We start from the raw sequence: 25113 nt of genomic DNA, 5'->3' as shown, positions 1-25113 counted from the left end.
CCCGGAGAAACGCTGTGCGTATCGTCCTTCTCGCCGCCCCGGCGGCTCTCGCCCTGGCCCTCGCGGCCTGCGCCTCTGATATGGGTCCGAACCGCGATCAGAGCGAGCTGGCCCGGCTGGCCGAAGAGTGCCGCGCCCGCGGCGGCATTCTCGTCACCTCAAAAGCCGAGCTGACGGGCCGTCCGGCCGCGGACAACATCTGTCAAATCCACGGCCCCGCCACGCGCATCGAGCCCCGGGCCCGTTGATCCGGCCTACAGCAGGGCCGTAATCGCCGCCCGCGCCTGCTCGCCGAGGTCCGGCCGCTTCAGCGCCAGGGCGACGTTGGCCCTGAGCAGGCCGATCTTGTCGCCGCAGTCATGGGTGACGCCCTCGTACTCGACCGCCGTGAAGGTCTGGTCCCTCATCAGCCGGGCCATGCCGTCGGTCAGCTGGATCTCGCCCCCGGCGCCGCGCGGCTGGTTTTCGAGAATGCCGAAAATCTCCGGCTGCAGGATGTAGCGTCCCGAGATCGACAGGTTCGACGGCGCCTCGCCGCGCGCCGGCTTCTCGACCATCCCCTTCATGCGGATATGGCGGCCGTCGCGGTTCACCGGATCGACGATCCCGTATTTGTGGGTCTCGCTCTCCGGCACCGCCTCGACGCCGATGACGTTGCCGCCGATCTGCGCGTAGACGTCGGCCAGCTGTTTCAGCGCGCCCGGCGCCGCGTCGACGATGACGTCCGGCAGCAGGACGGCGAACGGCTCGTCGCCGATGATGTCGCGGGCGCACCACACGGCGTGGCCGAGGCCCAGCGGCTGCATCTGGCGGGTGAAGCTCATCTCGCCGGCGCTGGCCAGTTCGGCGTTCATCATGTCGAGGATGTCGGTCTTGCCCTTGGCCAGCAGCTGGGCCTCAAGCTCGATCTGGTGATCGAAATAGTCCTCGATCGCCCCCTTCGAGCGGCCGGTGACGAAGACGATGTGCTCGATCCCCGCCTCGCGCGCCTCTTCCACGATGTAGCTCAGGATCGGCCGGTCGACGACGTTGAGCAGCTCCTTGGGCGTGGTCTTGGTGCCGGGCAGCACCCGGGTGCCGAGGCCGGCGACGGGCAGGACGGCCTTGCGAAGGCGGCGGCTGTGAGCGGTCATGCGGAATCCTGAACGGCGAGGTCGGGCAGCCTAACGCATTACCGGTCGGATGCGATCACTCGACGGTGACCGACTTGGCCAGGTTCCGCGGCTGGTCGACGTCCGTGCCCTTCTGGACCGCGACATAGTAGGCCAGCAACTGCACCGGCACGGCGTAGACCAGCGGCGCGATCAGCGAATGGCACTCGGGCGCGTCGACCCGGCGGATGCCCGCCCCGTGCGGATCGGGGGCCGACTTCGGGGCGATCATGATCACCGGCCCCCCGCGCGCCGCCACCTCCTGCAGGTTGGAGGCGGTCTTCTCGAACACCTCGTCCAGCGGGGCCAGGGCGACGATCGGCGTCAGTTCGTCCACCAGGGCGATCGGGCCGTGCTTCAACTCGCCGGCGGCATAGCCCTCGGCGTGGATGTAGCTGATCTCCTTCAGCTTCAGCGCGCCCTCCATGGCCAGCGGGAACATGGCGCCGCGGCCGAGGAACAGCACGTCGGTGGCCTTCGCCACATCGTGCGCCACCGCCTTCAGCGCGTCCTCCATCAGCATGGCCTCGGCGATCAGGCGCGGCGCCTCGAACAGCGCCTTGACCAGCTCGGCCTCCTTCGCCGCGTCGATCCTGCCGCGCTGCACGCCTGCCGACACCGCCAGCGCCAGCAGGGCCGCCACCTGGGCGGTGAAGGCCTTGGTCGAGGCGACCCCGATCTCGGGCCCGGCGTGGGTCGGCCACAGGGTCTCGGCCTCGCGCGCCATCGACGAGGAGTGGACATTGACCAGGGCCGCCGTCCGCAGCCCGGCCGCCTTGCACCACGACAGGCTGGCCAGGGTGTCCGCCGTCTCGCCCGACTGGCTGACCGCGACGGCCAGCGTCCCCGGCGTCAGGGCTGGCTGGCGGTAGCGGAACTCCGAGGCGATCTCGACGTCGCACGGCAGGCCGGCCAGCTTCTCGAACGCATACCGCCCGATCTGCCCGGCGTAGAAGGCGGTGCCGCAGGCCACGATCTGGATCCGGTCGATGGCGGCGAAATCGGTCGGCCCCGTCTTGGCCTTGCCGTTCACGAAGTCGAGATATTCCGACAGGGTGTGCTGGACGCTGTCCGGCTGCTCATGGATCTCCTTCTCCATGAAGTGCCGATACTCGCCCTTCTCGACCAGGGCCGACGAGGCCGAGACCTGCACCACCGGCCGGTCGACGGCCTGTCCGTTTACATCGAACATCCGCGCGCCCGAGCGGTCGATGCCGACGTAGTCGCCCTCTTCCAGATACGAGATCTTCTGGGTGAACGGCCCCACCGCCAGCGCGTCGGAGCCGAGGTACATCTCGCCGTCGCCCCAGCCGACCACCAGCGGGCTGCCGCGCCGGGCGCCCATGATCAGTCCGTCCTCGCCCTCGACCAGCACGGCCAGGGCATAGGCTCCGGTCAACCGGTCCAGCACGGTCTTGAAGGCGACCAGCGGATCGTTCCCCAGCGACAATTCACGATCGAGCAGATGGGCCACCACCTCGGTGTCGGTCTGGCTCTCGAAGGCGTGGCCCTCGCCGCTCAGCTCGGCCTTCAGCTCGGCGAAATTCTCGATGATGCCGTTATGGACCAGCGTCACCCGCCCGGCCTTGTGCGGGTGGGCGTTGATCGTGGTCGGGGCGCCGTGGGTGGCCCAGCGGGTGTGGCCGATGCCGACGGTGGCCTCCAGCGGCTCGGCCGCCAGCACCGCCTCCAGCTCGCGGATCTTGCCCTTGGCCCGCCGACGTTCGATCCGTCCGCCGACCAGCGCCGCCACCCCGGCGGAGTCGTAGCCGCGGTATTCCAGCCGCTTCAGGCTGTCGATCAGCCGGGGAACGACCGGACCGACGCCGGTGACACCGATGATGCCGCACATGAACAAGACCCTCGGAAAGTGGTTTCCCGCGCTTTGCGCAGGGACGCGGGACGGTCTAAGCCGACCCTGACTGTTGGCGCCGGTGTAGGCGACAGGGGTCCCGATTTGCACCTAAAATGCGGTTTCGCAAGGTTTCTGCGAGCCGCGGCCAAAGGAAGACGACGCTTGGGCGAGAGACGCTATTTCGGCACCGACGGCATTCGAGGCCGCGCCAACAGCCACCCGATGACGCCCGAGGTCGCCCTGCGCGTCGGCCTGGCGGCGGGCCGGATGTTCATGTCGTCCGACGACCGCCGCCACCTGGTGGTCATCGGCAAGGACACCCGGCTGTCGGGCTATATGATCGAACCCGCCCTGGTCGCCGGCTTCTCCAGCGCCGGCATGGACGTGCGCACCTTCGGGCCGCTGCCGACCCCGGGCGTGGCCATGATGACCCGCTCGATGCGGGCCGATATCGGCGTGATGATCTCGGCCTCGCACAACACCTACCTCGACAACGGCATCAAGCTGTTCGGCCCCGACGGCTACAAGCTGTCCGACGCGGTCGAGCTGAAGATCGAGTCGATGATGGACCAGGCGCTCGACGTCGATCTCGCCCCACCGGACGCGCTGGGCCGGGTCAAGCGGATCGACGACAGCCAGGCCCGCTACGTCGAGATCGCCAAGGCCAGCTTCCCCAAGGGCCTGAGCCTGCAGGGCCTGCGCATCGCCGTCGATTGCGCCAACGGCGCCGGCTACAAGGTCGCCCCGACCACTCTTTACGAGCTGGGAGCCGAGGTCTGCGCCGTGGGCGTCGAGCCGAACGGCCTCAACATCAACGCCGAATGCGGCTCGACCCATCCCGAGGCCCTGGCCGAGGCGGTGCGCACCTATCGCGCCGACATCGGCATCGCCCTGGACGGCGACGCCGACCGGGTCATCATCTGCGACGAGAAGGGCCAGGTCGTCGACGGCGACCAGATCATGGCCATGGTGGCGCTGGACTGGGCCAAACGCGGCCAGCTGAAGGGCGGGGGCCTGGTCGCCACCGTCATGTCCAACCTCGGCCTCGAACGCCGGCTGCAGGCCGAGGGCCTGACGCTGGAGCGGACGAAGGTCGGCGACCGTTACGTCATGGAGCGGATGCGCGAGGGCGGCTTCAACCTCGGCGGCGAACAGTCGGGCCACATCATCCTGCACGACTACGCCACCACCGGCGACGGCCTGATGGCCGCGCTGCAGGTTCTGGCCGTGCTGGTCGAGAGCGGCCGGCCGATGAGCGAACTGGCCCGCCAGTTCGACAAGGTTCCGCAGAAGCTCGAGAACGTCCGCTTCAAGGCCGGCAAGCCGCTGGACGACCCCAAGGTCAAGGCCGCCATCGCCGACGCCGAGGCCCGCCTCGCCGGCCAGGGCCGCCTGCTCGTCCGCCCCTCCGGCACCGAGAAACTGATCCGCGTCATGGCCGAGGGCGACGACGCCGCCCTGGTCAAGGCCGTGGTCGCCGACGTGGCGGCGGCGGTGAAGGCGGCCGGGTAGGGCCTGTCCGGAATGGAAGGGGAGCACGACGGATGAAGCCCGGTTTTCTGGTTCCCGTCGCGGGCCTGGCGCTCCTGACCGGCTGCGAGACCTTCTACGGCCTCAAGACGTATGCCGTCCTGGCGGAGCCCCCGGTGGTCGAGTGCGTGGATTCGGCGCTGCGGGGGGTCGAGGGCGTCCACGACGTCCGCCACGGGTCCGGCGGAAGCCGCGGCTATCAGATTTTTCCCAAGGTCGGACCGTCGGTCACCGTCAGCGAGGTCTGGTCCTACGACACGGGGCCGGGCGGCGTCGCCATCCTGCAGATCCTCAGCGACGACGGGCGCGTGACCTATACAAACGGCCGCACCCGCATCGGGAGCCGCATCCCCGAGGCCGAACTGAGGGCTTACGCCCCGGTCATGGCGCGGGTGAACATGGCCGTCCAACAGGCCTGCGGCCTCGATCTGGGCGACCCGAACCCGGCGATGACGAGGCGCTGATCAAGGCCGTGGCGACCAACGTGCGGCTGCGGTGAGCGCGGCGCGGCGGCGTCAACCATCCTCCCCCGCCGTCATTGGCCGCCCAGCCCGCCCCTCGCCTCTGATCCTCGGGTCAAGCCCGGGGATGACGGGTGGAAAGCTGCGCCGCTCCGGCGCAGTCTCACCCGATGATTCTCGCCCGCGGCGCACCCGTCCTGTCGCTGGTCCCCGGCCTGCTCGCCTGCGCGGGCGTGACGGCGGCCGCCCTCGCCGTCCACACGCTGGAGCTGCGCCTGTTCGGGCGCGGCTGGATCGACGCCATCGTGCTGGCCATCCTGATCGGCGCCGTCGTCCGCTCCGTTTGGACGCCTCCCGCCGTCCTGCGCCCCGGCATCGAGTTCAGCGCCCGGACGCTGCTCGAGATCGCCGTCGTGCTGCTCGGCGCCTCGGTCAGCGCCGCGACGGTGATGGCCATCGGGCCGGGCCTGCTGGCCGGCACGGCCGTGATCGTCGTCCTCGCCATCGGCGTCAGCTACGGGATCGGGCGGCTGTTGCGTCTGCCGCGCCGGATGGCGGTGCTGATCGCCTGCGGCAACGCCATCTGCGGCAACTCGGCCATCGCCGCCGTGGCTCCGGTGATCGACGCCGACCCCGAGGACGTCTCCGCCGCCATCGCCTTCACCGCCGTGCTCGGCGTGGTCGTCGTCCTGACCCTGCCGCTGCTCGGCGCGGCCCTGGCCATGAGCGACGTGCGTTACGGCACCCTCGCGGGCCTGACGGTCTACGCCGTGCCCCAGGTGCTGGCTGCGACCCTGCCCGTGGGCGCCGTGGCCAACCAGGCCGGAACCCTGATCAAGCTGGTCCGGGTGCTGATGCTCGGCCCGGTCTGCCTCGGCCTGGCGGTGGCGATCGCGCTGCGCCGCCGGTCGGGCCCCGGGGCGGCCACGGCTGACGCACCGAACCGGCGCGTGCCGCTGCATGAGCTGCTGCCGTGGTTCGTCGCCGGCTTCGTGTTGATGATGGGCGCGCGCTCGCTGAATCTGATCCCGGCGGCGGCCCTGCCCGTCCTGGCCCAGATCGCCACCGCCCTGACGGTTCTCTCAATGGCCGCCCTCGGCCTCAGCACCGACGGCCGCGCCGTCGCCCGCTCCGGCGTCCGCATCGCCGCCGTCGTCACCCTGTCGCTGCTGGCCCTGGTCGGCCTCGCCCTCGGCCTGATCGGCCTGCTGGCGCTGATCTGACGCCGGCGGCCGAACCCGGCCATCCGATACCCTGCCAACCCGGCCAAACCCGGCCAAACCCTGTCATCCCGGACCCCGCCGGCGACTGGAGCCCTGCGGGCTGCGTCCGCGTCTGACGGATCGCCGCGCTAGAGTGCCTTCATCCCCACGGGGACGGTCTTTGACAATCCGCCGCCGCCGCTTCCGCCCCAGGAAACGGCTCCGTTCCGCCTTCGGGAGCGCCCGCCCCGCGATCTCCCGCGCGCATCAAAGTGTCGGGATGGCAGGGTTTCGCGATTTTTCAGCGCCCCTGTCCTGCGACCTCAGATTTCCTGGTTGTAGGCGCCGATCTCGCCGTACTTCGCCAGCCGCGGCTTCACCTCCTCGCGGAACAGGGCGCGCATGTCGGCTTCGGACCGCATGCTCTCGACCACCACCACCAGCTCCGGCTTGTTGGACGAGGCGCGGACCAGCACCCAGCTGCCGTCCTCCAGATGCACGCGTACGCCGTTGACGGTGATCGCCTCGACGATCCTGCGGCCGAGGATCGACCCGCCCGAGGCGGCCAGCGCCTCGTATTCGGCGACGATGCGCGACAGCACCTCGTACTTCAGCTCGTCGTCGCAGTGCGGCGACATGGTCAGGCTGGTCCAGGCGTCCGGCAGGGCCGCCTTCAGTTCGCTGAGCTTCTTGCCCGGATTGCGGTCCAGCATGGCCAGCACCGCCCCCGCCGCGACGATGCCGTCGTCATAGCCGTGGCCCAGCGGGGCGTTGAAGAAGAAGTGGCCCGACTTCTCGAACCCGGCCAGGGCCCCCAGCTCGGCGGTCTTGCGCTTGATGTAGCTGTGGCCGGTCTTCCAGTAGACGGTGGTGGCGCCGTTGGCCTTCAGCACCTCGTCGGTCTTGTACAGGCCGGTCGACTTCACATCGACGACGAAGGTGGCGTCGGGGTGCAGGGCCGACAGGTCGCGCGCCAGCATCAGGCCGATCTTGTCGGCGAAGATCTCCTCGCCCGTGTCGTCGACCACGCCGCAGCGGTCGCCGTCGCCGTCGAAGCCGAGCGCCAGGTCGGCCCCGGTCTCGCGCACCTTCGCCGCCATCTGCATCAGCATGGCGTGATCCTCGGGGTTCGGATTGTATTTCGGGAAGGTGTAGTCGAGCTCCGTATCCATCTCGATCACCTCGGCCCCCATGCGCCGCAGGGCCTCGGGCGCGAAGGCCCCGGCCGTGCCGTTGCCGCAGGCGGCGACCACCTTGATCGGGCGGGTCAGCCGGGTCTTGGCCACGATGTCGGCGAGGTATTTTTCGCGGAAATCCTCGACCCGGGTCAGCGACCCGTCGGCGCGGCTGACGCCCTCGCCGTTCAGCACGATGTCCTTCAGCCGGCCGATCTCGTCGGGACCGAAGGTCAGCGGCGGCTGCGCCCCCATCTTGACGCCGGTCCAGCCGTTCTCGTTGTGGCTGGCGGTGACCATGGCCACGCACGGGCAGTCCAGCTCGAACTGGGCGAAATAGGCCGTCGGCGACAGGGCGAGGCCGATGTCGACCACCTCCATCCCGCCTTCCAGCAGGCCGAGGATCAGCGCCTGTTTCACGCTCAGCGAATAGGAGCGGTAGTCGTGGCCCACCACGATCCGGGGCCGCTGGCCGATCTCGTGGACATAGGTCGCCAGCCCCAGGCCCAGCGCCTGGATGCCCAGCAGGTTGATCTCCTTCTCGAGGATCCAGCGGGCGTCGTATTCGCGGAACCCCGTCGGCTTCACCAGCGGCACGGTCTCGTATTCGGCCGTGTTCGGGCGAAGGTCCTGGCGGGGCTTGATCATGGTCGGATCCTTGGCTGGAACGGCGCCCGGTATAGACAGGCGGCCGGAGGGCCACAACAACGCGGGAACGGCGCTATCGGTCCAGCGTTGCCGGGAGACCGGGCCAACCTTGACCGGTCGGGAGCCCGGGCCTACCCCCCTGATGACGTCTGACGGAGACCTGAATGCCTCGCCTGATCCTGCTGCGCCACGGCCAGAGCCAATGGAACCTGGAGAACCGCTTCACCGGCTGGGTCGACGTGGACCTGACCGATCAGGGCGAGGCCGAGGCCCGGCGCGCGGGCGAGCTGATCGCCGCGGCGGCCTTCCGCCCGGACGTGATGTTCACCTCGGTGTTGAAGCGAGCCCGACGCTCCGGGGCCCTGGCGCTGGACGCGGCCGGCCTCAAGGACATCCCGGTCGTCGAGGACTGGCGCCTGAACGAGCGCCACTACGGCGGCCTGACCGGGCTCGACAAGGCCGAGACCGCCGCGCAGCACGGCGAGGACCAGGTGAAGATCTGGCGCCGCAGCTACGACGTCCCGCCCCCGCCCCTGCCGCCCGGCGGCGAGTACGACTTCACCGCCGATCCCCGCTACGCCGGCCAGGCCATCCCGGATACCGAAAGCCTCAAGACCACGCTGGAGCGGGTGCTGCCCTACTGGGACGAGGCCATCGCCCCCCGCCTGCGGGCCGGCGACGACGTCCTGATCGCCGCCCACGGCAACTCGCTGCGGGCCATCGTCAAACACCTGTTCGCCGTCCCCGACGACCGGATCGTCGGCGTCGAGATTCCCACCGGCAATCCGCTGGAGATCGATCTGGACGCCGGCCTGAAACCGACCGCCGCCCGCTACCTCGACGCGGATCGGGCGACTGAACTGCCGCCCCTGCCGGGAGCCTGACCATGACCAGTGCGCAGCAGGCCTCCGACGACATCCGCTTCATGGGCCGGGCCATCGCCCTGGCCAAGGCGCGGATGGGCCAGACCTGGCCCAATCCGGCGGTGGGCTGCGTGATCGTCAGGAACGGCGAGGTGATCGCCGAGGCCGCCACCGCCCCCGGCGGCCGCCCCCACGCCGAGGAGCAGGCCGTGCCCGCCGCCGGCGACCGGGCGAAGGGCGCGACCGCCTATGTCACCATGGAGCCCTGCGGCGCCCGCTCCTCGGGCCGCACCTCCTGCTCCAACTATCTGATGGACGCGGGGATCGCCCGGGTCGTGGTCGCCGCCGTCGACCCCTCGCCCTTCGCCTCGGGCCGGGGCGTGGAGCGGCTGAAGAAGGCGGGCCTGCAGGTCGAGACCGGCCTGCTCGCCCAGGACGCCGCGGTTCTGTACGAAGGCTACCTGCACCGGGTCGAGACCGGCCGCCCGATGGTGCGGGTCAGCGACGACGGCGAAGGCTTCGACGCCCGCTTCGCCTCCTCGCCCAAGGCCGACCTGATCACCGAACTGAAGCGTCTCGGCGAGGCCGGCTACACCCGCGTCTGGGTCAGCCCCGGCGAACTGGCCGACGCCCTCGAAGCCCAGGGGCTTCTCACTCCCTAGCCGGCCTGCCGCGCGCCACTTGAGGCCAGGCCGCCCGGTTAAGCCCCAAGGACGTCACCCTTCCTTAAGCGCTGCTGTGCCATAGCGGGATCATGTCGGGGAACTCCGGGGCAGCTGTCGCCAGAAGGCGCATCGATCAGCAGGAACTGGACGCCATCTGCGCCCGGCACGACCGGCTGTGGCAGGCCAAGCCCGGCGGGGCCCGCGCCGTGTTCGCCTGGCTCGACCTGTCGGGCCTGTCGCTGGCCGGCCGCAACCTGGCCGACGCCGATTTCGCCGCCGCCCGCCTGATCGGCTGCGACCTGACCGGGGCCCGGCTCGACAACGCCACCTTCTTCGGGACGGACATGCAGGATGCGGTTCTGGTCGACGCCAGCCTGCGCCGGGCCGACCTGCGCGGCGCCTGCCTGCGCGGAGCCAACCTGACCGGAGCCGACCTGTTCGAGGCCGACCTGCGCGAGGGCACGATCGCCGCCGCCGACTCCAGGCTGGGCTTCCGCGTGGTCGAGTCCAAATATCGCAACGACACCCAGGCGCAGGGCGCCTGTCTGGTGGGCGCCAATCTGGAGCGGTCGAAGCTGACCGGCGTGGTCGCCGTCGCGGCCGACTTCTCCGACGCCATCATGAAGGACTGCAAGCTGGTGCGGGCCAATCTGAAGCAGGCCAGCTTCCGGGGCGCCGACATGGCCGGAGCCGACCTTTCGGGCGCCGATCTGACGGGCGCGGACCTGCGCGACGCCGTACTGGTCGGCGCCAAGATGGTCATGTGGCGAACCGATGGCGCGGACATGACCGGCGCCCTCACCGACGACCGCTCAGCCGGAAATCCGGTGGACAAGATGCCCGCCGCCGAAATGCTGGCCGAGCACGCGCGGTGGTGCGAAACCGGCGGGGCCTCAGGCCAGCCTTCGGTGTTCGACGGCGTCGACCTCAGGGCGCTGCGGTCCATCAACGGCTACAATCTGACCGCCCTGTCGGCCAAGGGCGCGGTCTTCTACGGCCTCAACATGGAGGGGGTGCAGCTTCAGGGCGCCCATCTTGAGAACGCCGACCTTCGCTCCGTCAATCTCAGGGGCGCGGACCTGCGCGGCGCGCGTCTGGCCCGGGCCCGGCTCAACGGCGCCGACCTGCGTCAGGCGCAACTCGGCCCCCTGATGATCGCGGCGGATCGACTGCTGCCGGCCGACCTGACCGGCGCCTGCCTGAAGGGCGCCGATCTCTCGGGCGCCGATCTGAAGCGGGCCAATCTGACCGACGTCGACCTGACCCGCGCCACCCTGCGCGGCGCCTGCCTGCGCCAGGCCGACTTGACAGGAACGATCACCACCGGCGCCCGCGGCATGGAGATCGACGCCGCCGCCTGACGTGAAAAAGGGGCGGCGCGAACGCCGCCCCCTTCCGAGGTCAAGGGTCTCAGGCGATCACGCCGCCTTGCCCTTCTTGCCTTCGATCAACGCCTGGCCCGTCCCGATTTCAATGCGGCGGGGTTTCAGCGCCTCCGGAAGCTCGCGCTCCAGATCGATCGACAGCAGGCCGTTGACCAGATCGGCGCCCTTCACGACCACATAGTCGGCCAGCTGGAACCGGCGCTCGAAGTCGCGCTCGGCCAGGCCGCGGTGCAGGAAGTTTCGCCCGTTCGACCCGTCGTCGTTGGCCGTCTTGCGGCCGGTGACGGTGAGCAGGTTCTCCTTCACCTCGAGATTCAGCTCCTCCGGCCTGAAGCCGGCGACCGCGATCTCGATGCGGTAGGCGTTCTCGCCGGTGGTCTCGATGTTGTACGGCGGCCAGCCGTTTTCCTGGCTGGTGCGCGCGGCGCTTTCCAGCAGGCTGGCCAGCCGGTCGAAACCGACGGCGGAACGGTAGAGCGGGGTGAAATCATACGTACGCATGTCATCCTCCTGAGGATCAGCAAGGTTGAGCCGCCCCAGAAAACCCGTCGTGGGTTTTCAGCCCGGGGCAGCGATGGGAGGTCAGGCCTGACGGTCCGGTGTTCGGCCCCGTCCGGTCTGGAGGACCCGGTGCCGGCGTCCTCGATCGCAGATGTGGGATGCCCGAAAAGACCGTCAAGAGGCGCCGATCTCCGCTTTGGCGCTTCATTCTGTCGCCGCCGGGCATCGTGACTTGCCGGGCGCGTCCGAACCCAGCAGGGTCCAACCTTCCTTTCCCCACCATTGGAGACGACCGATGCGACTGCTCGCCCTCGCCGTGACCGCCGCACTCGCCCTTCCGGCGATGGCCGCCGCCCAGACCCTTCCCGCCCTGCCCACGCTCGACGAGACGCCGGCGCAGCGCACCGCCCGCCGCGCTGCGATGGCGCCGCCGGTCCTCCAGGAAGACGCGGCCCTGCAGGCGGCGGTCTCCTCGCCGGCCCGATCCGCCGCCGACGTGTCGCGGGACGTCCATCGCCGCCCGTTCGAAACCCTGACATTCTGGGGTCTGACGCCGGGCTCAACCGTCGTCGAGATCGAGCCCGGCCGCGGCGGCTGGTGGAGCGCCATCCTTCAGCCCTATGCGGAAGCGACCGGCGGGACCTACGTCGCCGTCAACCGGCCGCTCGAGGGCATGGGGGTCGCCGACGGAACCGCCGACATGGTCGTGGTCGCCAGGTCCTTCCACAACTGGCATCGGAACGGGCGGACGGAGCCTTATCTCGCCGCCTTCTTCAAGGCCCTGAAGCCGGGCGGCGTGCTGGCGGTGGAGCAGCACCGCAGCGTCGACGGGTTGAACCCCGACCAGACCGCGCCGACGGGCTATGTGCCGGAGAGTTATGTGATCCGGGCGGCGCTCGCCGCCGGTTTCGTACTGGACGCCCGCAGCGAGTTGAACGCCAATCCGAAGGATGACCACGACCACCCGTATGGCGTCTGGACCCTGCCGCCGACTCGCGTCAGCGCTCCGCGCGAAGGTAATCCCGCCGACCGGCCGACGCCGCTGACGGACGCCGAACGGGCCGCCTTCGATGCGGTCGGCGAGAGCGACCGGATGACCCTCCGCTTCCGTAAGCCGGCCTGATGTCGTCCGTCGCCGCAACGGCTTTGACCGCCCACGGGAACAAGGTTAAGCCCTTGGCGAACGGGGACGAACCGTACGGCGCGCAGACGTCGCGGGGGACGTGAATGGCTGAACGAACAAAGGTCTGGCGACCGTCCGCGTCGCGTCGGAGCGTGCTTTCCGGCGGCGCCGCCCTGCTCGCCCTGGCGGGCTGCGGACGCGAAAAAACCGCCGAGCCGCCCCCGCAGCCGGACGGCCCGCCCAAGGGATCCCTGGAATGGGCCGTGGCCGGTCCGTGGCGCGCCCAGGACCGCGCCCGCGACGTCTGGCGCCATCCGATGGAGACGCTGCGCTTCTTCGGCCTTCAGCCCAGCATGACCGTGGTCGAGTTCTGGCCGGGCAGCGGGTGGTGGACCGAGATTCTGGCGCCCTATCTGGCCGAAGGCGACGGCCGCTACATCGCCGCCGGTTTCCAGACCGGCCCGGGAGCCAATCCGGCCCAGACCGCCCTCGCGGCGGCCTTCCAGAAGCGTTTCACCAACGACCGACGGCTATACGGCGAGATCGAACTGTCGGAGTTCGGCCCGACCTCCGGGCCCGTCGCCCCCGCCGGGACGGTCGACCTGGCCCTGTTCATGCGCAACATCCATGCGTGGATGGCGGCGGGCATCGCCGAGAAGGCCTTCGCCGACGCCTACGCCGCGCTTCGACCCGGCGGCGTCCTCGGGGTCGAGCAGCACCGGCTCGGTCCCGACAAGGACCAGGACCCCACGGCCGCCGACGGCTATGTCCAGGAGGCCTTCGTCAGGCAGTTGGCGGCCGAAGCCGGCTTCGCCTTTGTCGGCGCGTCGGAAATCAACGCGAATGAAAGGGATACCAAGGATCATCCGTTCGGCGTGGAGACCTTGCCGCCGATGGGTTTGACCGCGCCGCGCGGATCGCCGCCGGACCCGACCTTCGACCGGTCGAAGTACGACGAGATCGGCGAAAGCGATCGCATGACCTTGAGATTCAGGAAACCCGAGTGAGCCGAGCCGCCGCCTACGCAGCCAACGCCCCCCTGATGGGGGTTCCGGGCGCCTCCGCGCCTCCGGGCGGGACCGGCGAATGGTTCCGCGGAGCCGGCGGCCTGCGGCTGCGCGCCGCCTTCTGGACGCCGTCGGCCCTGGTCACGCGCAAGCCGCGCGGCACCGTCATCGTCAGCCCGGGTCGGACCGAGCCGATCGAGAAATATTTCGAGGTCATCGGCAATTTCCTGGCGCGGGGCTGGTGCGTGCTGGCCCACGACTGGCGCGGCCAGGGCCTGTCGGCCCGGCTGTTGCCCGACCGGCTGAAGGGTCACGCGCGCGCGGTCGAGGAATTTCTCGACGATTACGCCCGGCTGCTGGACGCCTACGAGGCCCGGGCGCCCAAGCCGTGGATCATGGTCGGCCATTCGATGGGCGCGGTGCTGAACCTGATGACGTTGCAGGCCGGAGAGGACCGCTTCTCCGGCGCCCTCCTGACCAGCCCCATGCTGCGCATCAAGACCGGCAAGCGTTCGATGTGGTCCGTCAAGCTGGCGGTGCGCTGGAATTTGCGGCACGGCAAGGCTGGCGACTATGTGCTGGACAACCCGGACGATCCTTTCGACCACACCTTCGAGAAGGACGCCCTGACCACCGACGAGAGCCGCTACGAACAGTGGCGCCAGCAGCTCTACGCCTGCCCCCATCTGGCGGTCGGCGGGCCCACCTGGGGCTGGCTGGCCTTCGCGCTCGACGCCGGCCAGCGCGCCCTCAAGCCCAAAGCCCTGAAATCGGTGCGGATTCCCGTGGCGATCGTGCAGGCCGGCGAGGATGACCGGGTCTGGAAACAGACCAACAAATGGGCCGCCCGTCGGCTGGGCCGTGGCCGCTACGTCGAGATCCCCGGCGCCAGGCACGAGATCATCATGGAGACCGACGACCTTCGCGCGACCTTCCTCGACGAGTTCGACGCCATGGGCGCCTATGTCTCGCCGGTCGAGGACCTGTCGCCGATCACCGCGCCACCGGCCGCCGGAAACCCGGTCCACGCCGCCTGATCCGGCGGCCGGACTAGAGCGCCGCCCGCCTCAGGGCCACAAGGGCCTGATCCCTCAGACGCGCATCGCCGACGGCCAGGATCTGGCCGCCGCCGTCCGGCGTGTCGCCCCGCCAGTTGGTGACCTCGCCGCCCGCGGCCTCGATCACCGGAACCAGGGCCGACCAGTCCCAGACCTTCAGCGCGCTCTCGGCCACCAGATCGATGCGCCCGGCCGCGAGCATGGCGTAGGCATAGGCGTCGCAGCCCAGTCGGGCCAGGCGTGCGGCGGCGCGCACCTGGGTCCACGCCCCCAGCTCGGCGCCTGTGAACAGGTCCGGGTCCGTGGTGGCGATCAGGGCGTCGTTGAGGCGGGCGCAGGCACGCACGCGCAACGGCGTCTCGCAGTCGCCCCTGAGCAGGCGCGCTCCGGACGGACCGCCCAGGAAGATTTCGTCCAGGTAGGGTTGGCCGATCACGCCGACCGTCGGGCGACCCGCGGTTCTGAGGGCGATGAGATTGGTCCACAGCGGCAGGCCGGCGATGAAGGCGCGGGTGCCGTCGATGGGATCGAGGATCCAGACGTGCTCGGCCTCGGGCCGGTCCTCGCCATACTCCTCGCCGATAACGCCGTGAGCGGGGTAGCGGCCGGCGATCAGGCGCCGGATCGCCGCCTCGGCCTCGCGATCGGCCTGGGTCACCGGGTCGAAACCGGCGGCGCCGCCCTTGTCCTCCTGCTCGCAGGCGTCGCGGAAATAGGGCAGCGACACGCGAGCGGCCTCGCGGGCCAGATCAACGGCGAACAGTTCATACTCGGTCATGACAGGGGCGAGTGGCGAGGGGCGAGAGGCGAGTCAAGTCGATCGACTCATTACGCCCCCGTCTGCCCCTCGTTCCTCGCCTCTGCTCAGACTGCGTCGGCCTCGGCGTGCAACGACTTGGCGAGATCGAGCAGGCGCCGACGGGGGCGCTCGCCGAGCTGGTAGTAGGCCTGGATCAGGTCGAGCGTTTCCTTGCGGGAAAACATCTCGCCGCCCTGGTTGGCCGCCTCCCGGCGTTCGATGGCTTCTTCCAGACCGTCGTAGAAATAGCTGACCGGCGACTCCAGCGCCTCGGACAGCTGCCACAGGCGGGCGGCCGAGATGCGGTTGGCGCCGCACTCATACTTCTGGATTTGCTGGAAGCGGATGCCGACCTGGGTGGCCAGCTGCTGCTGCGTCAGGCCCAGCAGGCGCCGGCGGCGGCGCAGACGGCGTCCGAGATGAAGGTCGATGTCGGTGGCCATGGCCCCAATTTCCCCTGTTCCCAACCTGTCCCGATGCGGGACGGCTCGCCCTCCGAGCGGCAAGGGCCATGCCGCCTTCCCGCTGGAGGGGAGAACCAGTGAACCGGGTTCGGTGTCGGCCCGGGCAACCGTTGCGCTTCCGGCGCATTAAACGGCCATCGATCACCCTTGGAAGGAGCGGACTATGAGCGGGTTTGGATGGGTTGCGTGGATTGTCATCGGCATTATCGCCGGCTGGCTGGCTGAGCAGATCATGGGGCGCAATCACGGCCTCCTGACGAACCTGGTCGTCGGCGTCGTCGGCGCCCTGATCGGCGGTTTCCTGTTCAACATGATGGGCGGAGATGCCGGGGGCAGCTGGATCATCGGATTGATCGTCGCCACCCTCGGCGCGATCGTCCTGCTGTTCCTGCTGGGGCTCGTAAAGCGGCGGGCCTGACGGTCCGCCCCTCCTGGCGATAAGAAAGGGCGGCTCCGCGAGGAGCCGCCCTTTCAATTCGGGGCCGGGGCCGATCAGATCTTCGGCTTGCCCGGATCCGCCGGCGGGCCGTCGCCGGGCTGCGGAGACGCCGGATTGCTCGGCGGCAGCGTCGGCGGGGTCTGGTCGGGCGGGGTCGCCGGCTCGGCCGGGGTCGCGGGGACCGCCGGGCTCTCGCCGGGCTGGGCCGGCGTAGCGGGGGTCGCGGGCGTGGCCGGGGCGGCGCCCTGTTCTCCAGGCTCGTCCGGGGCCGTCTCGGAGCCGGGGACAGCCGGCGTCGCCGGCGTCGCCGGAGACACGCCCGGTTCCGCAGGCGTGGCGGGCGTGGCCGGCTGGGTGACGGTGTCGGCCGTGCTGAATTGTTCAACGGTGAAGTCAACGACGACGACGTCGCCTTCCTGGCGGATGCCGTCGATCGGCACGGCGCGCACCGTGCCGTCAGCCCCCCGGACCGTCAATTGCTGGTTGTTGCCGTTCATCCGGGCGCCGACGAGGACGCCGAGCTCCCCATCTCCGCCGCGGACGGTCATGCCGGGCTGCAGGGTCAATGTGGCCGGCTCGGTCGCTTCGGCGGGCGGGGTGGCGGCGGGGGGGGTCTGCGGGGCCGTGCTGTCCTGGGCGAACGCCGGAGCGGACATGAGGAACAGGCCGGCGACACCTGACAGGAGCGCGCTCTTTCGCATGGTGTGATTGCCTTCGATCTACGCGAGCGGGGGGCTCGCACCGATCGGGCAACCGCCGCGTGGCGTCACGGTTCCGCCTGCCCCGAAATCACCTTCTCATGGCCAGGATTGGCCGATTCCGGCTCGGTGACAGCCGTGATCACTCCTCGCGGACGCGCTTTTTGCGGAACGAGGGGTTGAGGACGGCCTTGCGCAGACGGATCGACTTGGGCGTGACCTCGACCAGCTCGTCCTCCTCGATATAGGCGATGGCCTGCTCGAGCGACGGACGCCGGGGCGGCGTCAGGCGCACGGCCTCATCCTTGCCCGAGGCGCGGATGTTGTTGAGCTGCTTGGCCTTCATCGGGTTGACGTCGAGGTCGTCCCAGCGGGCGTTCTCGCCGATGATCATGCCTTGGTAGGTCTTCTCGCCGGCGCCGACGAACATGACGCCGCGCTCTTCCAGGTTCCACAGGGCGAAGGCGGCGGTTTCGCCGTCGCCGTTCGAGACCAGGACGCCCTTCAGGCGGCCCTCGATGGCGCCCTTGTGCGGCTCATAGTGGCTGAACACCCGGTTCAGCACGCCCGAACCGCGGGTGTCGGTCAGGAACTCGCCCTGGTAACCGATCAGCGAGCGAGACGGCGACTTGAGCGTCAGGCGCGTCTTGCCGGCGCCCGACGGGCCCATGTCCTTCAGCTCGGCCTTGCGGGCCGACAGCTTCTCGATGACCACGCCGGTGTATTCGTCGTCGACGTCGATGACGACGTCCTCGATCGGCTCCAGCCGCTCGCCGTTCTCGCCGGTCTGATAGACGACGCGCGGACGCGAGATCGACAGCTCGAAACCTTCGCGGCGCATGTTCTCGATCAGCACGCCCAGCTGCAGTTCGCCGCGGCCGGCGACCTCGAAGGCGTCCTTGCCGCCGGTCTCGGTGACGCGGATGGCCACATTGGCCTCGGCCTCCTTGAGGAGGCGGTCGCGGATGACGCGCGACTGCACCTTGTCGCCCTCGCGGCCGGCCAGCGGACTGTCGTTGACCGAGACGGTCATCGAGATGGTCGGCGGATCGATCGGCTGGGCGGGAAGCGCCTCGGTCACCTCCAGGGCGCACAGGGTGTCGGCCACGGTGGCCTTGGACATGCCGGCGATGGCGACGATGTCGCCCGCCTCGGCATCCTCGACCGGCTGGCGCTTCAGACCGCGGAAGGCGAGAACCTTGGTGATGCGGCCCTGTTCGATGGTCTTGCCGTCGCGCGACAGGGCCTTGATGGCCATGCCCGGAACGGCCTTGCCGCTCTCGATGCGGCCGGTCAGCAGGCGGCCCAGGAACGGATCGCTCTCGATCAGCACGTTGAGGATCTGGAACGGCTTGTCCTTGGCCTCGACCTGCTTCGGCGCCGGCACGTGGTCGACGATCAGGTCGAACAGCGGGGCCAGGTTGTCGGAGGGCTGGTTCAGATCCATCGTCGCCCAGCCGGCCCGGCCCGAGGCGTAGATATGCGGGAAGTCCAGCTGCTCGTCGGTCGCGCCGATGGCGGCGAACAGGTCGAAGGCCGCGTTATGGACCTTGTCGGGATCGGCGTGGGCGCGGTCGACCTTGTTGATGCACAGGATCGGACGCAGGCCCATCTTCAGCGCCTTGGTGAGCACGAACTTCGTCTGCGGCATGACGCCTTCCTCGGCGTCGACCAGCAGGACGCAGCCGTCCACCATGCCGAGAATCCGCTCGACCTCGCCGCCGAAGTCGGCGTGGCCGGGGGTGTCGATGATGTTGATCCGGGTCTCGCCCGCCTTGCCGTTCCAGAGCACGCTCGTGCACTTGGCCAGGATGGTGATGCCGCGCTCGCGCTCCTGGTCGTTCGAGTCCATGGCCCGTTCGGCGTGGGCCTCGTTGGCTCGGAACACGCCCGACTGGGCGAGCAGCTGGTCCACCAGCGTGGTCTTGCCGTGGTCGACGTGGGCGATGATGGCGACGTTGCGCAGATTCATTTGGCTATCAGACGTGCAAGGCGGCCGGCCCGGTCAAAACGTTGGGGCGGGCCGCTGGGTTCAGGCGACGGTGCGGGGAGCGCGCGCCTCTTACAGGGGCGAACGCGGAAACGCCAGTGCGCGAGGAACACGCACTGGCGTAGCGCCGATCTTATGGCCCACGAAAGCGGCGGGCTGAGGGCGGGATCAGACCCGGGCCGAGCGGCTCCGGACCCACTGGTACAGGGCGAAGGTCACCACGGCGAAGACCACGACCCCCGCCATCATGGCCGGCCAGGTCGAGCCCTCGGGCAGAAGCGCGAACGGCGCCTCGTTCTCGGTCGCGCCGATGACCCCGGCGTTGAACACCCCGAACAGGCTCTCGCCGACGATCAGGCCCGAGGCCAGCAGCACGCCCATGCGGCGGCCGACGTCCGCGAACGAGGTCTTGCGCATCCCCTTCTCGTACAGCCAGCCGCAGACCGCGCCGATGACCAGCATCGTGGTCACCGCCGCCGGCAGGTAGAAGCCGATGCCCACTGCCAGCGGAGGCAGTTTCATCTTGCCGTTCGTGACCCGGTTCAGGGCGACGTCGAGGAGGATGATCACCACGCCGATGACCGCGCCGAGGCCGATCAGGTCCCAGCGCAGGTCGCCACCGATGACGCCCCGGGCCAGGGCCGAGATCAGCGTCGCCTGTGGCGCCGCCAGAGGCTCGTTGGCGATCCCGGGGGGGCCGCCTTCGAAGCCGAAGGCGCGGTTCAGGGCGTTCAGCACGAAGGGGATGACGATGGCGCCGGCGACCACGCCGACGATCAGGGCCGTCTGCTGGCGCCACGGCGTGGCCTCGACCAGCTGGGCGGTCTTCAGGTCCTGAAGGTTGTCGTTGGCGATCACCGCCACGGCGAAGACGACGGCGGTGACGATCAGGGCGTAGGCGATGATCGAGGGATCCGCCGGCACGCCCGCGATCGCCATGACGCCCAGCATCAGCAATGAGGCGATGACGATGGCGAGGATGCCGACACCCGAGACCGGGCTGTTGGAGGAACCGATCAGGCCGGCCATGTAGCCGCAGATCGCCGCCACGGCGAAGCCGATCAGCACCACATAGATCAGGCCGCCCGCCACCAGCATCGGCGTCGCGCCGGCCAGGGCCGGCGAGACCTGGGCGAACCAGGCCAGCAGGCCCGCGATCCCGACCAGGGCCGCCACCGAGATTCCGGCGACCAGATTGATCGGAATGTCCTGCTCGGTCAGGGTCAGCACCTCGCCGGCGTTGCGCCGCCGGTTCGCCGCGAGCGCCGAGGTCAGGCCGCCGATCAGCGGCCCGGCCAGCTTGATCAGGGTCCAGATCGCGGCCACGCCGATCACGCCGGCGCCCATGAAGCGGACCTCGTTGCGCCAGACCGTGGTCGCCAGCTCTTCAGCCGGGGCTCCCGCCGCGACCGTGGCGGCGATGGAGTCGATGCCGAAACCGTTTAGCCAGGTCACGTACTCGGGCGAGGTCATGATCGGCACGGCGATGAACCAGGCCACCAGCAGCCCGAACAGCTGCGCCAGTCCGACCGTGAGCCCGATCAGGTGCCCGGCGCCCAGCAGGGCGAACTGCATGCCGAAGCCCAGCCCGGTCGCCCCGCCGCCCAGGGCGACCGGCAGTTTGAAGAAGCGCGCCGCCTCGCCGGCGAACACCCGGGCGGCGGCCAGATAGGCGTACCCGCCCGACACCACCGAGCCGAGGACCACGATCCACAGGCCCGACTTGTTCTCGCGCACCGCGCTCTCGGTCTGCGCGGCTCCGCGCGAGCCGACTTTCAGCACCTCGGCCGCGGCGACGCCTTCGGGGTAGGGCAGGCCGCCATTGACGACCAGGGCGCGCCGCAGCGGGATCGAGAAGGTCACCCCCAGCACGCCGCCCAGCACACAGATGGCCACCGATTCCCAGATCGGGAACTCCAGCCACCAGCCGATCATGACCAGGCCGGGCAGGACGAAGATGATCGAGCTCATGGCTCCGCCGACCGACGCCACGGTCTGGACGGTCATGTTCTCCCAGATGGTCGAGGTCCTGAACGCCCGCAGGATGGCCATCGAAATGACCGCCGCCGGGATGGCCGAGGCGAAAGTCAGACCGACCCTCAGCCCCAGATAGGTGTTCGCGGCGGTGAAGATCACCGCCAGGATGCAGCCCAGAATCAGCGCGCGGAGCGTCAGTTCGATGCGCTTCCCCGTGCTGGGCGGCGCGCTTGCGGGTGTGTCGGTCATGGTCGTCCCTCGGTCCCTTTGGACGGACCTAAGCCGGAAACCGCGGCGCGGGCAAGAATCCTTCTCCACGCGGGCAGGACGGGGTATCCGTTTCGCATGCCCGAGCTTCCCGAGGTCGAAACCGTCCGTCGCGGCCTGGAGCCCGTGCTCACCGGCGCCCGACTGACGCGCGTGCGCCAGAACCGGCCCGACCTGCGCTTCCCCTTCCCCGACCGCTTCCCCCAACGGCTGGACGGCGCGACCGTCCAGCGCATCGATCGCCGGGCCAAATATCTGCTGATGCCCCTGTCGACGGGCGAGACGTGGGTGATCCACCTCGGCATGACCGGCCGCTTCACCCTCGATGGCCGACAGCTGGGCGAGTTCGAGGAGCCGGCCCCCATCGCCGGCAAGCACGAGCACCTCAGCCTGTGCGCCGTGAAGGGCGGCGCCACGACCCGCCTCGGATTCGCCGACGCCCGCCGCTTCGGCTTCATGGGCCTGATTCCCACCCCGGAGGTCGAGGCCCACCCGTGGTTCGCCGGGCTCGGCCCGGAACCGCTCGGCAACGCCTTCTCCGGCGCCCATCTGGTTGAGGCGTTCGCGGGCAAGAAACAGAACATCAAGGTCGGCCTGCTCGACCAGAGGATCGTCGCCGGCCTGGGCAATATCTACGTCTGCGAAGCCCTCTACCGCGCCCGCATCTCGCCGCTTGTCGAGGCGGGCAAGGTGTCAAAGCGTCGCCTCGAAACGCTCGCCGCCGTTGTTCGCGATGTGCTCGACGACGCCATCGCGGCGGGCGGTTCGACCCTGCGCGACTTCGCCAACGCCGACGGCGGGCAAGGCTATTTCCAGCACCACTTCGACGTCTATGGCCGCGAGGGTCAGCCCTGCCCCGGCGAGGGCTGCAAGGGCGTGGTCAGGCGCACCGTCCAGGCGGGTCGTTCGACCTTCTGGTGCCCGTCCTGCCAGAAACCCTGACCATGCCGATCCGCATCGCCCTTTTGCGCAGCATTGTAATCAACCGCCGCCGGGTGAAGGGCGAAGAGGCGCGCGGACTGGCCGAGGCCGTCGGCGGAACAGACGTCCGTTCCGTCATCGCCACCGGCAATCTGCTGTTCCGCTCGCGCAAGGCGCCGGCGACGCTGGAGCGCGAACTCGAGGCCGCCTGCGCCGACCTCTACGGCAGGCCGACCGAGATCGTGGTCAAGACGGCGGAGCAGTGGCGGACGCTGATGAAAGCCAATCCCTTCCCTGTGGAATCGGCCAGCAAGCCGTCGCACATCCTGGTCTGGGCCATGCGCGAGCCGCTGCCCGACCGCGGTCTCGAACAACTGCTGCGCCGCGCCTCGGCCGGGGAGAAGATCGAGCGCACGGCGGGGGGAGACATCTATATGTGGTTCGGCGGCGCTGACCCGGCCGCCTCGAAACTGCCCGGCGGATTCGGGTTGAAATCCCTCGGCGCGGTGGGAACCAACCGCAACTGGAACACCATGCGGAAGATCACTGCCGTACTGGACGAGATGGAGTCGAAGCCATGAGCCACCGCATCATCCTGTTCCGCGGCATGAACACCGGCGGCGTGCGCGCGCCGGTCGGCGAGCAGCGCGCCATGGCCGAGGAGATGGGGCTGAAGAACCCGCGCACGCTTCAGGCCAGCGGCAATCTCGTCGTCGAGAGCGGCAAGGCGACCGCCACGCTCGAAAGCGAGATCGAGGCGGAGATGCAGCGTCGCTTCGGCCTGAAGATCGTCGCCATGGCCCGCACGCCGGAGCAGTGGTCGAAGCTGATCGCCGCCAACCCCTTCCCGAAGGAGGCGGCCGCTCACCCGGCCAAGGTGCTGGCCATGGTCATGAAGGACGGGATCAAGGACGGGGCCCTGGAGGCCTGCCGCGAACTGGCGGAGGGCGGGGAGCGCGTCGAGGCGGTCGGCGACGTGCTCTATTTCTGGTTCCCCGACGGTCAGGGCCAGTCGGCCATCTTCAAAAAGGCGACGCCGCGCATTCTGGGCATGGGCACGGGCCGCAACTGGAACACGGTGCTGAAGCTGGCCGACATGGCCGGGGCGGAGGTGAAGGCATGAACCATCGCAAGACCCATCTGTGGATCAGCCTGATCGTGGGCGTCGTCGTCTGGGGCGGCTATTTCGCCCATGTGATCCAGAGCCTGCGACGGGGCGATACCGGGGGTCTGGCCTTCTGGTTCCTCGGCGCCCTGGCGCTGGTCGCCGGGCTCGAGGCGGTGGCGACAGGGGTGATCACCTGGCTGTTCCGTCGGCGATCGCGGGTGCTGGACGAGGGACCGACGCTTCAGGCGGCGCTTCAGGCCAGCCACGTCGCCCTGATGCTTCTGATCGTCATGGTGCTGGCGCTCGCGGCGCTGCTGGCCCTGCCTGCCCTGTTCGGCTGGAGCCTGATCGGCATGTCGACGGATGCGCCGGTCATCGCGGCCAACGCCCTGCTGGCCATGGTGGTGATCGCCGAACTGGTCCGCGCAGCCTTCACCCTGGCCCTCATCCCGCGCCGCTGACTTCCGCCCGACGCGCCGCGCGGATAGACAGGCGCCAGACAACGGAGCGCATCCATGGCCGACAGCTATTCCACCCTGCTCATCGAGCGTCACGCCGACGGCTATGCGGTGGTGACCCTGAACCGGCCCGAGGCGCTTAACGCGCTCAACTCCGCCCTGTTCAGGGATCTCGCGGCCTTCCTCGACGCGGTCGAGCATGACGACAGCGTGCGCTGCCTGATCCTGACCGGCTCCGGCGACAAGGCCTTCGCCGCCGGCGCCGACATCAAGGAGATGTCGGACCAGTCCTACGCCGACATGTACAAGGCCAACTTCTTCGCGCTCGGCCACGACCGCATCACCCGGTTCCGCAAGCCGGTCATCGCCGCGGTCAACGGCTTCGCCCTCGGCGGCGGCTGCGAGCTGGCCATGCTGTGCGACTTCATCGTGGCGTCGGACAAGGCGAAATTCGGCCAGCCGGAGATCAACCTCGGCGTCGCCCCGGGCATCGGCGGATCGCAGCGGCTGACCCGGCTGGTCGGCAAGGCCAAGGCCATGGACATGGTCCTGACCGCCCGGATGATGGACGCCGCCGAGGCCGAACGCGCCGGCCTCGCCTCCCGCGTCGTGCCGCACGAGACCCTGCTGGACGAGGTCCGCAAGATCGCCGCGAAGATCGCCTCCCAGAGCCCGCTGGCGGTGATGGCCAACAAGGAGATGGTCAACGCCGCCCTTGAGACGACCCTGACCCAGGGCGTGCAGTTCGAACGCCGCCTGTTCCATTCCCTGTTCGCCTTCGAGGACCAGAAGGAGGGGATGGCGGCCTTCGTCGAGAAGCGGAAGCCGACCTTCACCGGGCGCTAGGGCGCTCAGACGATCTGGTCCGGGTGGGTCTGGGTGCCCGCCGGCGGCGCGTCGACGTCCTGGTAGGGATCGTCCGTCTCCTCGATCGACAGGATGGATTCGCCCCCGGACATCTGCGTCATCGCCGCGTCGCCGGCCTGCACGTCGGTCTTTGAGGGCACCTTCAGGACGCGCGTGGCGCCGCCCTCGACCCCCACCGTCACGCGATAGATGCGCATGGCTCAATCTCCCTTTGATGCAAGGACAACGGCCCCGGAGCGGTGCGGTTTCAGGACCGCGCCCGCCCACCGGTCCGGATGTCCCGGATTTCCGCGTGTCGCCGGCCGGCCCGAAGCCCTGCCCCTCCGATTTCCACGGCCCGTCGGGTAGCGCTTGAACCCCCCGCCCCTTTCGGCTATAGCCGCGCGCTCTTGAGATTTTCGCGCCGTGGACGTGTGCTCCGCGGCGTTTTCCGTTCGAAGGTTTGACTGATGGCCAACAACCCCGGCGCCAAGAAAGCGATCCGCAAGATCGCCGCCCGCA

At 69.5% G+C, this 25113-nt stretch carries 26 protein-coding genes; 16 read left to right on the top strand and 10 right to left on the bottom strand.

Annotated elements, in window-relative coordinates:
* The first annotated feature begins 14 nt into the window (after window positions 1-14).
* Window positions 15-248 carry a hypothetical protein gene (locus VEB62_RS04295; RefSeq protein WP_324795851.1) on the top strand — a complete coding sequence of 78 codons (234 nt, stop codon included), beginning with the start codon at window positions 15-17 and terminating at the stop codon, window positions 246-248.
* A 6-nt stretch (window positions 249-254) separates the two neighbouring features.
* Here VEB62_RS04295 and galU read toward each other — a convergent pair whose 3' ends face one another.
* Together galU and glmS are read right to left on the bottom strand one after the other, a co-directional pair.
* Window positions 255-1133 carry a UTP--glucose-1-phosphate uridylyltransferase GalU gene (gene galU / locus VEB62_RS04290; protein ID WP_324795848.1) on the bottom strand — a complete coding sequence of 293 codons (879 nt, stop codon included), beginning with the start codon at window positions 1131-1133 and terminating at the stop codon, window positions 255-257.
* Between the two features lie 55 nt (window positions 1134-1188).
* Complete coding sequence (gene glmS / locus VEB62_RS04285) at window positions 1189-3003, bottom strand: glutamine--fructose-6-phosphate transaminase (isomerizing) (protein ID WP_324795845.1); 1815 nt, start codon at window positions 3001-3003, stop codon at window positions 1189-1191.
* Window positions 3004-3168: 165 nt separating this feature from the next.
* Here glmS and glmM point away from each other — a divergent pair, with 165 nt between their 5' ends.
* The 3 genes from glmM (at window position 3169) to VEB62_RS04270 (ending at window position 6220) form a co-directional block, all read left to right on the top strand.
* Window positions 3169-4518, top strand: a complete 1350-nt coding sequence (gene glmM / locus VEB62_RS04280; protein WP_324795843.1) for a phosphoglucosamine mutase — start codon at window positions 3169-3171, stop codon at window positions 4516-4518.
* A 32-nt stretch (window positions 4519-4550) separates the two neighbouring features.
* A complete protein-coding gene (locus VEB62_RS04275; protein ID WP_324795841.1) occupies window positions 4551-5000 on the top strand; it encodes a hypothetical protein in 450 nt (149 codons plus the stop codon).
* Between the two features lie 167 nt (window positions 5001-5167).
* The gene (locus tag VEB62_RS04270) at window positions 5168-6220 is read left to right on the top strand and encodes a YeiH family protein (RefSeq protein ID WP_324795838.1); all 1053 of its coding nucleotides are present in this window, start codon (window positions 5168-5170) and stop codon (window positions 6218-6220) included.
* A 302-nt stretch (window positions 6221-6522) separates the two neighbouring features.
* Here the strand turns inward: VEB62_RS04270 and VEB62_RS04265 are convergent, their stop codons facing one another.
* On the bottom strand, window positions 6523-8022 hold the full coding sequence (locus tag VEB62_RS04265) for a phosphomannomutase/phosphoglucomutase (RefSeq protein ID WP_324795836.1): 1500 nt from the start codon (window positions 8020-8022) through the stop codon (window positions 6523-6525).
* A 164-nt stretch (window positions 8023-8186) separates the two neighbouring features.
* Between VEB62_RS04265 and gpmA the strand changes: the two genes are divergently transcribed.
* From gpmA to VEB62_RS04250, 3 genes are all read left to right on the top strand, one after another.
* Complete coding sequence (gene gpmA / locus VEB62_RS04260; protein WP_324795833.1) at window positions 8187-8906, top strand: 2,3-diphosphoglycerate-dependent phosphoglycerate mutase; 720 nt, start codon at window positions 8187-8189, stop codon at window positions 8904-8906.
* Between the two features lie 2 nt (window positions 8907-8908).
* The gene (ribD, locus tag VEB62_RS04255) at window positions 8909-9547 is read left to right on the top strand and encodes a bifunctional diaminohydroxyphosphoribosylaminopyrimidine deaminase/5-amino-6-(5-phosphoribosylamino)uracil reductase RibD (RefSeq protein WP_324795831.1); all 639 of its coding nucleotides are present in this window, start codon (window positions 8909-8911) and stop codon (window positions 9545-9547) included.
* Window positions 9548-9639: 92 nt separating this feature from the next.
* Window positions 9640-10911 (top strand): pentapeptide repeat-containing protein, encoded by a 1272-nt coding sequence (locus tag VEB62_RS04250; RefSeq protein WP_324795829.1) that lies wholly within the window; start codon window positions 9640-9642, stop codon window positions 10909-10911.
* A 57-nt stretch (window positions 10912-10968) separates the two neighbouring features.
* Here the strand turns inward: VEB62_RS04250 and VEB62_RS04245 are convergent, their stop codons facing one another.
* Window positions 10969-11436 (bottom strand): Hsp20 family protein, encoded by a 468-nt coding sequence (locus tag VEB62_RS04245; RefSeq protein ID WP_324795826.1) that lies wholly within the window; start codon window positions 11434-11436, stop codon window positions 10969-10971.
* A gap of 295 nt (window positions 11437-11731) precedes the next feature.
* On the opposite strand from VEB62_RS04245, the gene VEB62_RS04240 reads away from it, so the two are divergent.
* From VEB62_RS04240 to VEB62_RS04230, 3 genes are all read left to right on the top strand, one after another.
* Window positions 11732-12559 (top strand): class I SAM-dependent methyltransferase, encoded by an 828-nt coding sequence (locus VEB62_RS04240; protein ID WP_324795823.1) that lies wholly within the window; start codon window positions 11732-11734, stop codon window positions 12557-12559.
* A gap of 104 nt (window positions 12560-12663) precedes the next feature.
* On the top strand, window positions 12664-13566 hold the full coding sequence (locus VEB62_RS04235) for a class I SAM-dependent methyltransferase (RefSeq protein WP_324795820.1): 903 nt from the start codon (window positions 12664-12666) through the stop codon (window positions 13564-13566).
* Window positions 13563-14603 (top strand): alpha/beta fold hydrolase, encoded by a 1041-nt coding sequence (locus tag VEB62_RS04230; RefSeq protein ID WP_324795815.1) that lies wholly within the window; start codon window positions 13563-13565, stop codon window positions 14601-14603. The genes VEB62_RS04235 and VEB62_RS04230 overlap by 4 nt, the downstream gene beginning before the upstream one ends.
* A gap of 13 nt (window positions 14604-14616) precedes the next feature.
* Here the strand turns inward: VEB62_RS04230 and hisN are convergent, their stop codons facing one another.
* Together hisN and VEB62_RS04220 are read right to left on the bottom strand one after the other, a co-directional pair.
* Window positions 14617-15402: a histidinol-phosphatase gene (hisN, locus tag VEB62_RS04225; RefSeq protein WP_324795812.1), complete on the bottom strand. Its 786-nt coding sequence runs from the start codon at window positions 15400-15402 to the stop codon at window positions 14617-14619.
* Between the two features lie 86 nt (window positions 15403-15488).
* Window positions 15489-15875: a helix-turn-helix domain-containing protein gene (locus VEB62_RS04220; protein WP_324796029.1), complete on the bottom strand. Its 387-nt coding sequence runs from the start codon at window positions 15873-15875 to the stop codon at window positions 15489-15491.
* 175 nt (window positions 15876-16050) lie between these two features.
* Here VEB62_RS04220 and VEB62_RS04215 point away from each other — a divergent pair, with 175 nt between their 5' ends.
* Window positions 16051-16305, top strand: coding sequence for a GlsB/YeaQ/YmgE family stress response membrane protein (locus VEB62_RS04215; RefSeq protein WP_324795809.1), 255 nt, complete (start codon window positions 16051-16053; stop codon window positions 16303-16305).
* Window positions 16306-16379: 74 nt separating this feature from the next.
* Here VEB62_RS04215 and VEB62_RS04210 read toward each other — a convergent pair whose 3' ends face one another.
* The 3 genes from VEB62_RS04210 to VEB62_RS04200 all read right to left on the bottom strand — a co-directional run bounded on the left by VEB62_RS04210 (window position 16380) and on the right by VEB62_RS04200 (window position 21240).
* On the bottom strand, window positions 16380-17027 hold the full coding sequence (locus tag VEB62_RS04210; RefSeq protein WP_324795807.1) for a hypothetical protein: 648 nt from the start codon (window positions 17025-17027) through the stop codon (window positions 16380-16382).
* A gap of 139 nt (window positions 17028-17166) precedes the next feature.
* The gene (gene typA, locus VEB62_RS04205) at window positions 17167-18996 is read right to left on the bottom strand and encodes a translational GTPase TypA (RefSeq protein ID WP_324795804.1); all 1830 of its coding nucleotides are present in this window, start codon (window positions 18994-18996) and stop codon (window positions 17167-17169) included.
* Window positions 18997-19182: 186 nt separating this feature from the next.
* Window positions 19183-21240: an OPT family oligopeptide transporter gene (locus tag VEB62_RS04200; RefSeq protein WP_324795802.1), complete on the bottom strand. Its 2058-nt coding sequence runs from the start codon at window positions 21238-21240 to the stop codon at window positions 19183-19185.
* 96 nt (window positions 21241-21336) lie between these two features.
* On the opposite strand from VEB62_RS04200, the gene mutM reads away from it, so the two are divergent.
* From mutM to VEB62_RS04175, 5 genes are read left to right on the top strand one after another with little or no spacing between them, the layout of a single operon-like run.
* Window positions 21337-22200, top strand: a complete 864-nt coding sequence (gene mutM / locus VEB62_RS04195; protein ID WP_324795799.1) for a bifunctional DNA-formamidopyrimidine glycosylase/DNA-(apurinic or apyrimidinic site) lyase — start codon at window positions 21337-21339, stop codon at window positions 22198-22200.
* Window positions 22176-22760, top strand: a complete 585-nt coding sequence (locus VEB62_RS04190; RefSeq protein ID WP_324795796.1) for a DUF1697 domain-containing protein — start codon at window positions 22176-22178, stop codon at window positions 22758-22760. The genes mutM and VEB62_RS04190 overlap by 25 nt, the downstream gene beginning before the upstream one ends.
* Window positions 22757-23302 carry a DUF1697 domain-containing protein gene (locus VEB62_RS04185; RefSeq protein WP_324795794.1) on the top strand — a complete coding sequence of 182 codons (546 nt, stop codon included), beginning with the start codon at window positions 22757-22759 and terminating at the stop codon, window positions 23300-23302. The genes VEB62_RS04190 and VEB62_RS04185 overlap by 4 nt, the downstream gene beginning before the upstream one ends.
* Entirely contained in the window at window positions 23299-23748 is a 450-nt protein-coding gene (locus VEB62_RS04180; protein WP_324795791.1) for a hypothetical protein, read from the top strand. The genes VEB62_RS04185 and VEB62_RS04180 overlap by 4 nt, the downstream gene beginning before the upstream one ends.
* A 54-nt stretch (window positions 23749-23802) precedes the next feature.
* The gene (locus VEB62_RS04175) at window positions 23803-24591 is read left to right on the top strand and encodes an enoyl-CoA hydratase-related protein (RefSeq protein WP_324795788.1); all 789 of its coding nucleotides are present in this window, start codon (window positions 23803-23805) and stop codon (window positions 24589-24591) included.
* Between the two features lie 5 nt (window positions 24592-24596).
* Here VEB62_RS04175 and VEB62_RS04170 read toward each other — a convergent pair whose 3' ends face one another.
* Entirely contained in the window at window positions 24597-24809 is a 213-nt protein-coding gene (locus tag VEB62_RS04170; protein ID WP_324795786.1) for a hypothetical protein, read from the bottom strand.
* Between the last annotated feature and the right edge of the window lie 304 nt (window positions 24810-25113).

This window comes from Brevundimonas sp. (assembly GCF_035626975.1).
Taxonomy (GTDB): domain Bacteria; phylum Pseudomonadota; class Alphaproteobacteria; order Caulobacterales; family Caulobacteraceae; genus Brevundimonas.
The sequence above is the reverse complement of the archived record's forward strand: the minus strand, read 5'-3'. Positions and strand labels throughout refer to the sequence as shown.

Excerpts from the sequence above, each read along its gene's own strand:
- VEB62_RS04235 (WP_324795820.1), top strand. The coding sequence starts at position 12,664 with ATGGCTGAACGAACAAAGGTCTGGCGACCGTCCGCGTCGCGTCGGAGC.
- typA (WP_324795804.1), bottom strand. The coding sequence starts at position 18,996 with ATGAATCTGCGCAACGTCGCCATCATCGCCCACGTCGACCACGGCAAG.
- VEB62_RS04185 (WP_324795794.1), top strand. The coding sequence starts at position 22,757 with ATGAGCCACCGCATCATCCTGTTCCGCGGCATGAACACCGGCGGCGTG.
- ribD (WP_324795831.1), top strand. The coding sequence starts at position 8,909 with ATGACCAGTGCGCAGCAGGCCTCCGACGACATCCGCTTCATGGGCCGG.
- VEB62_RS04250 (WP_324795829.1), top strand. The coding sequence starts at position 9,640 with ATGTCGGGGAACTCCGGGGCAGCTGTCGCCAGAAGGCGCATCGATCAG.
- VEB62_RS04210 (WP_324795807.1), bottom strand. The coding sequence starts at position 17,027 with ATGCGAAAGAGCGCGCTCCTGTCAGGTGTCGCCGGCCTGTTCCTCATG.
- hisN (WP_324795812.1), bottom strand. The coding sequence starts at position 15,402 with ATGACCGAGTATGAACTGTTCGCCGTTGATCTGGCCCGCGAGGCCGCT.
- VEB62_RS04175 (WP_324795788.1), top strand. The coding sequence starts at position 23,803 with ATGGCCGACAGCTATTCCACCCTGCTCATCGAGCGTCACGCCGACGGC.
- VEB62_RS04270 (WP_324795838.1), top strand. The coding sequence starts at position 5,168 with ATGATTCTCGCCCGCGGCGCACCCGTCCTGTCGCTGGTCCCCGGCCTG.
- gpmA (WP_324795833.1), top strand. The coding sequence starts at position 8,187 with ATGCCTCGCCTGATCCTGCTGCGCCACGGCCAGAGCCAATGGAACCTG.
- VEB62_RS04215 (WP_324795809.1), top strand. The coding sequence starts at position 16,051 with ATGAGCGGGTTTGGATGGGTTGCGTGGATTGTCATCGGCATTATCGCC.
- galU (WP_324795848.1), bottom strand. The coding sequence starts at position 1,133 with ATGACCGCTCACAGCCGCCGCCTTCGCAAGGCCGTCCTGCCCGTCGCC.
- glmS (WP_324795845.1), bottom strand. The coding sequence starts at position 3,003 with ATGTGCGGCATCATCGGTGTCACCGGCGTCGGTCCGGTCGTTCCCCGG.
- VEB62_RS04240 (WP_324795823.1), top strand. The coding sequence starts at position 11,732 with ATGCGACTGCTCGCCCTCGCCGTGACCGCCGCACTCGCCCTTCCGGCG.
- VEB62_RS04170 (WP_324795786.1), bottom strand. The coding sequence starts at position 24,809 with ATGCGCATCTATCGCGTGACGGTGGGGGTCGAGGGCGGCGCCACGCGC.
- VEB62_RS04245 (WP_324795826.1), bottom strand. The coding sequence starts at position 11,436 with ATGCGTACGTATGATTTCACCCCGCTCTACCGTTCCGCCGTCGGTTTC.
- VEB62_RS04200 (WP_324795802.1), bottom strand. The coding sequence starts at position 21,240 with ATGACCGACACACCCGCAAGCGCGCCGCCCAGCACGGGGAAGCGCATC.
- mutM (WP_324795799.1), top strand. The coding sequence starts at position 21,337 with ATGCCCGAGCTTCCCGAGGTCGAAACCGTCCGTCGCGGCCTGGAGCCC.
- VEB62_RS04275 (WP_324795841.1), top strand. The coding sequence starts at position 4,551 with ATGAAGCCCGGTTTTCTGGTTCCCGTCGCGGGCCTGGCGCTCCTGACC.
- VEB62_RS04265 (WP_324795836.1), bottom strand. The coding sequence starts at position 8,022 with ATGATCAAGCCCCGCCAGGACCTTCGCCCGAACACGGCCGAATACGAG.
- VEB62_RS04180 (WP_324795791.1), top strand. The coding sequence starts at position 23,299 with ATGAACCATCGCAAGACCCATCTGTGGATCAGCCTGATCGTGGGCGTC.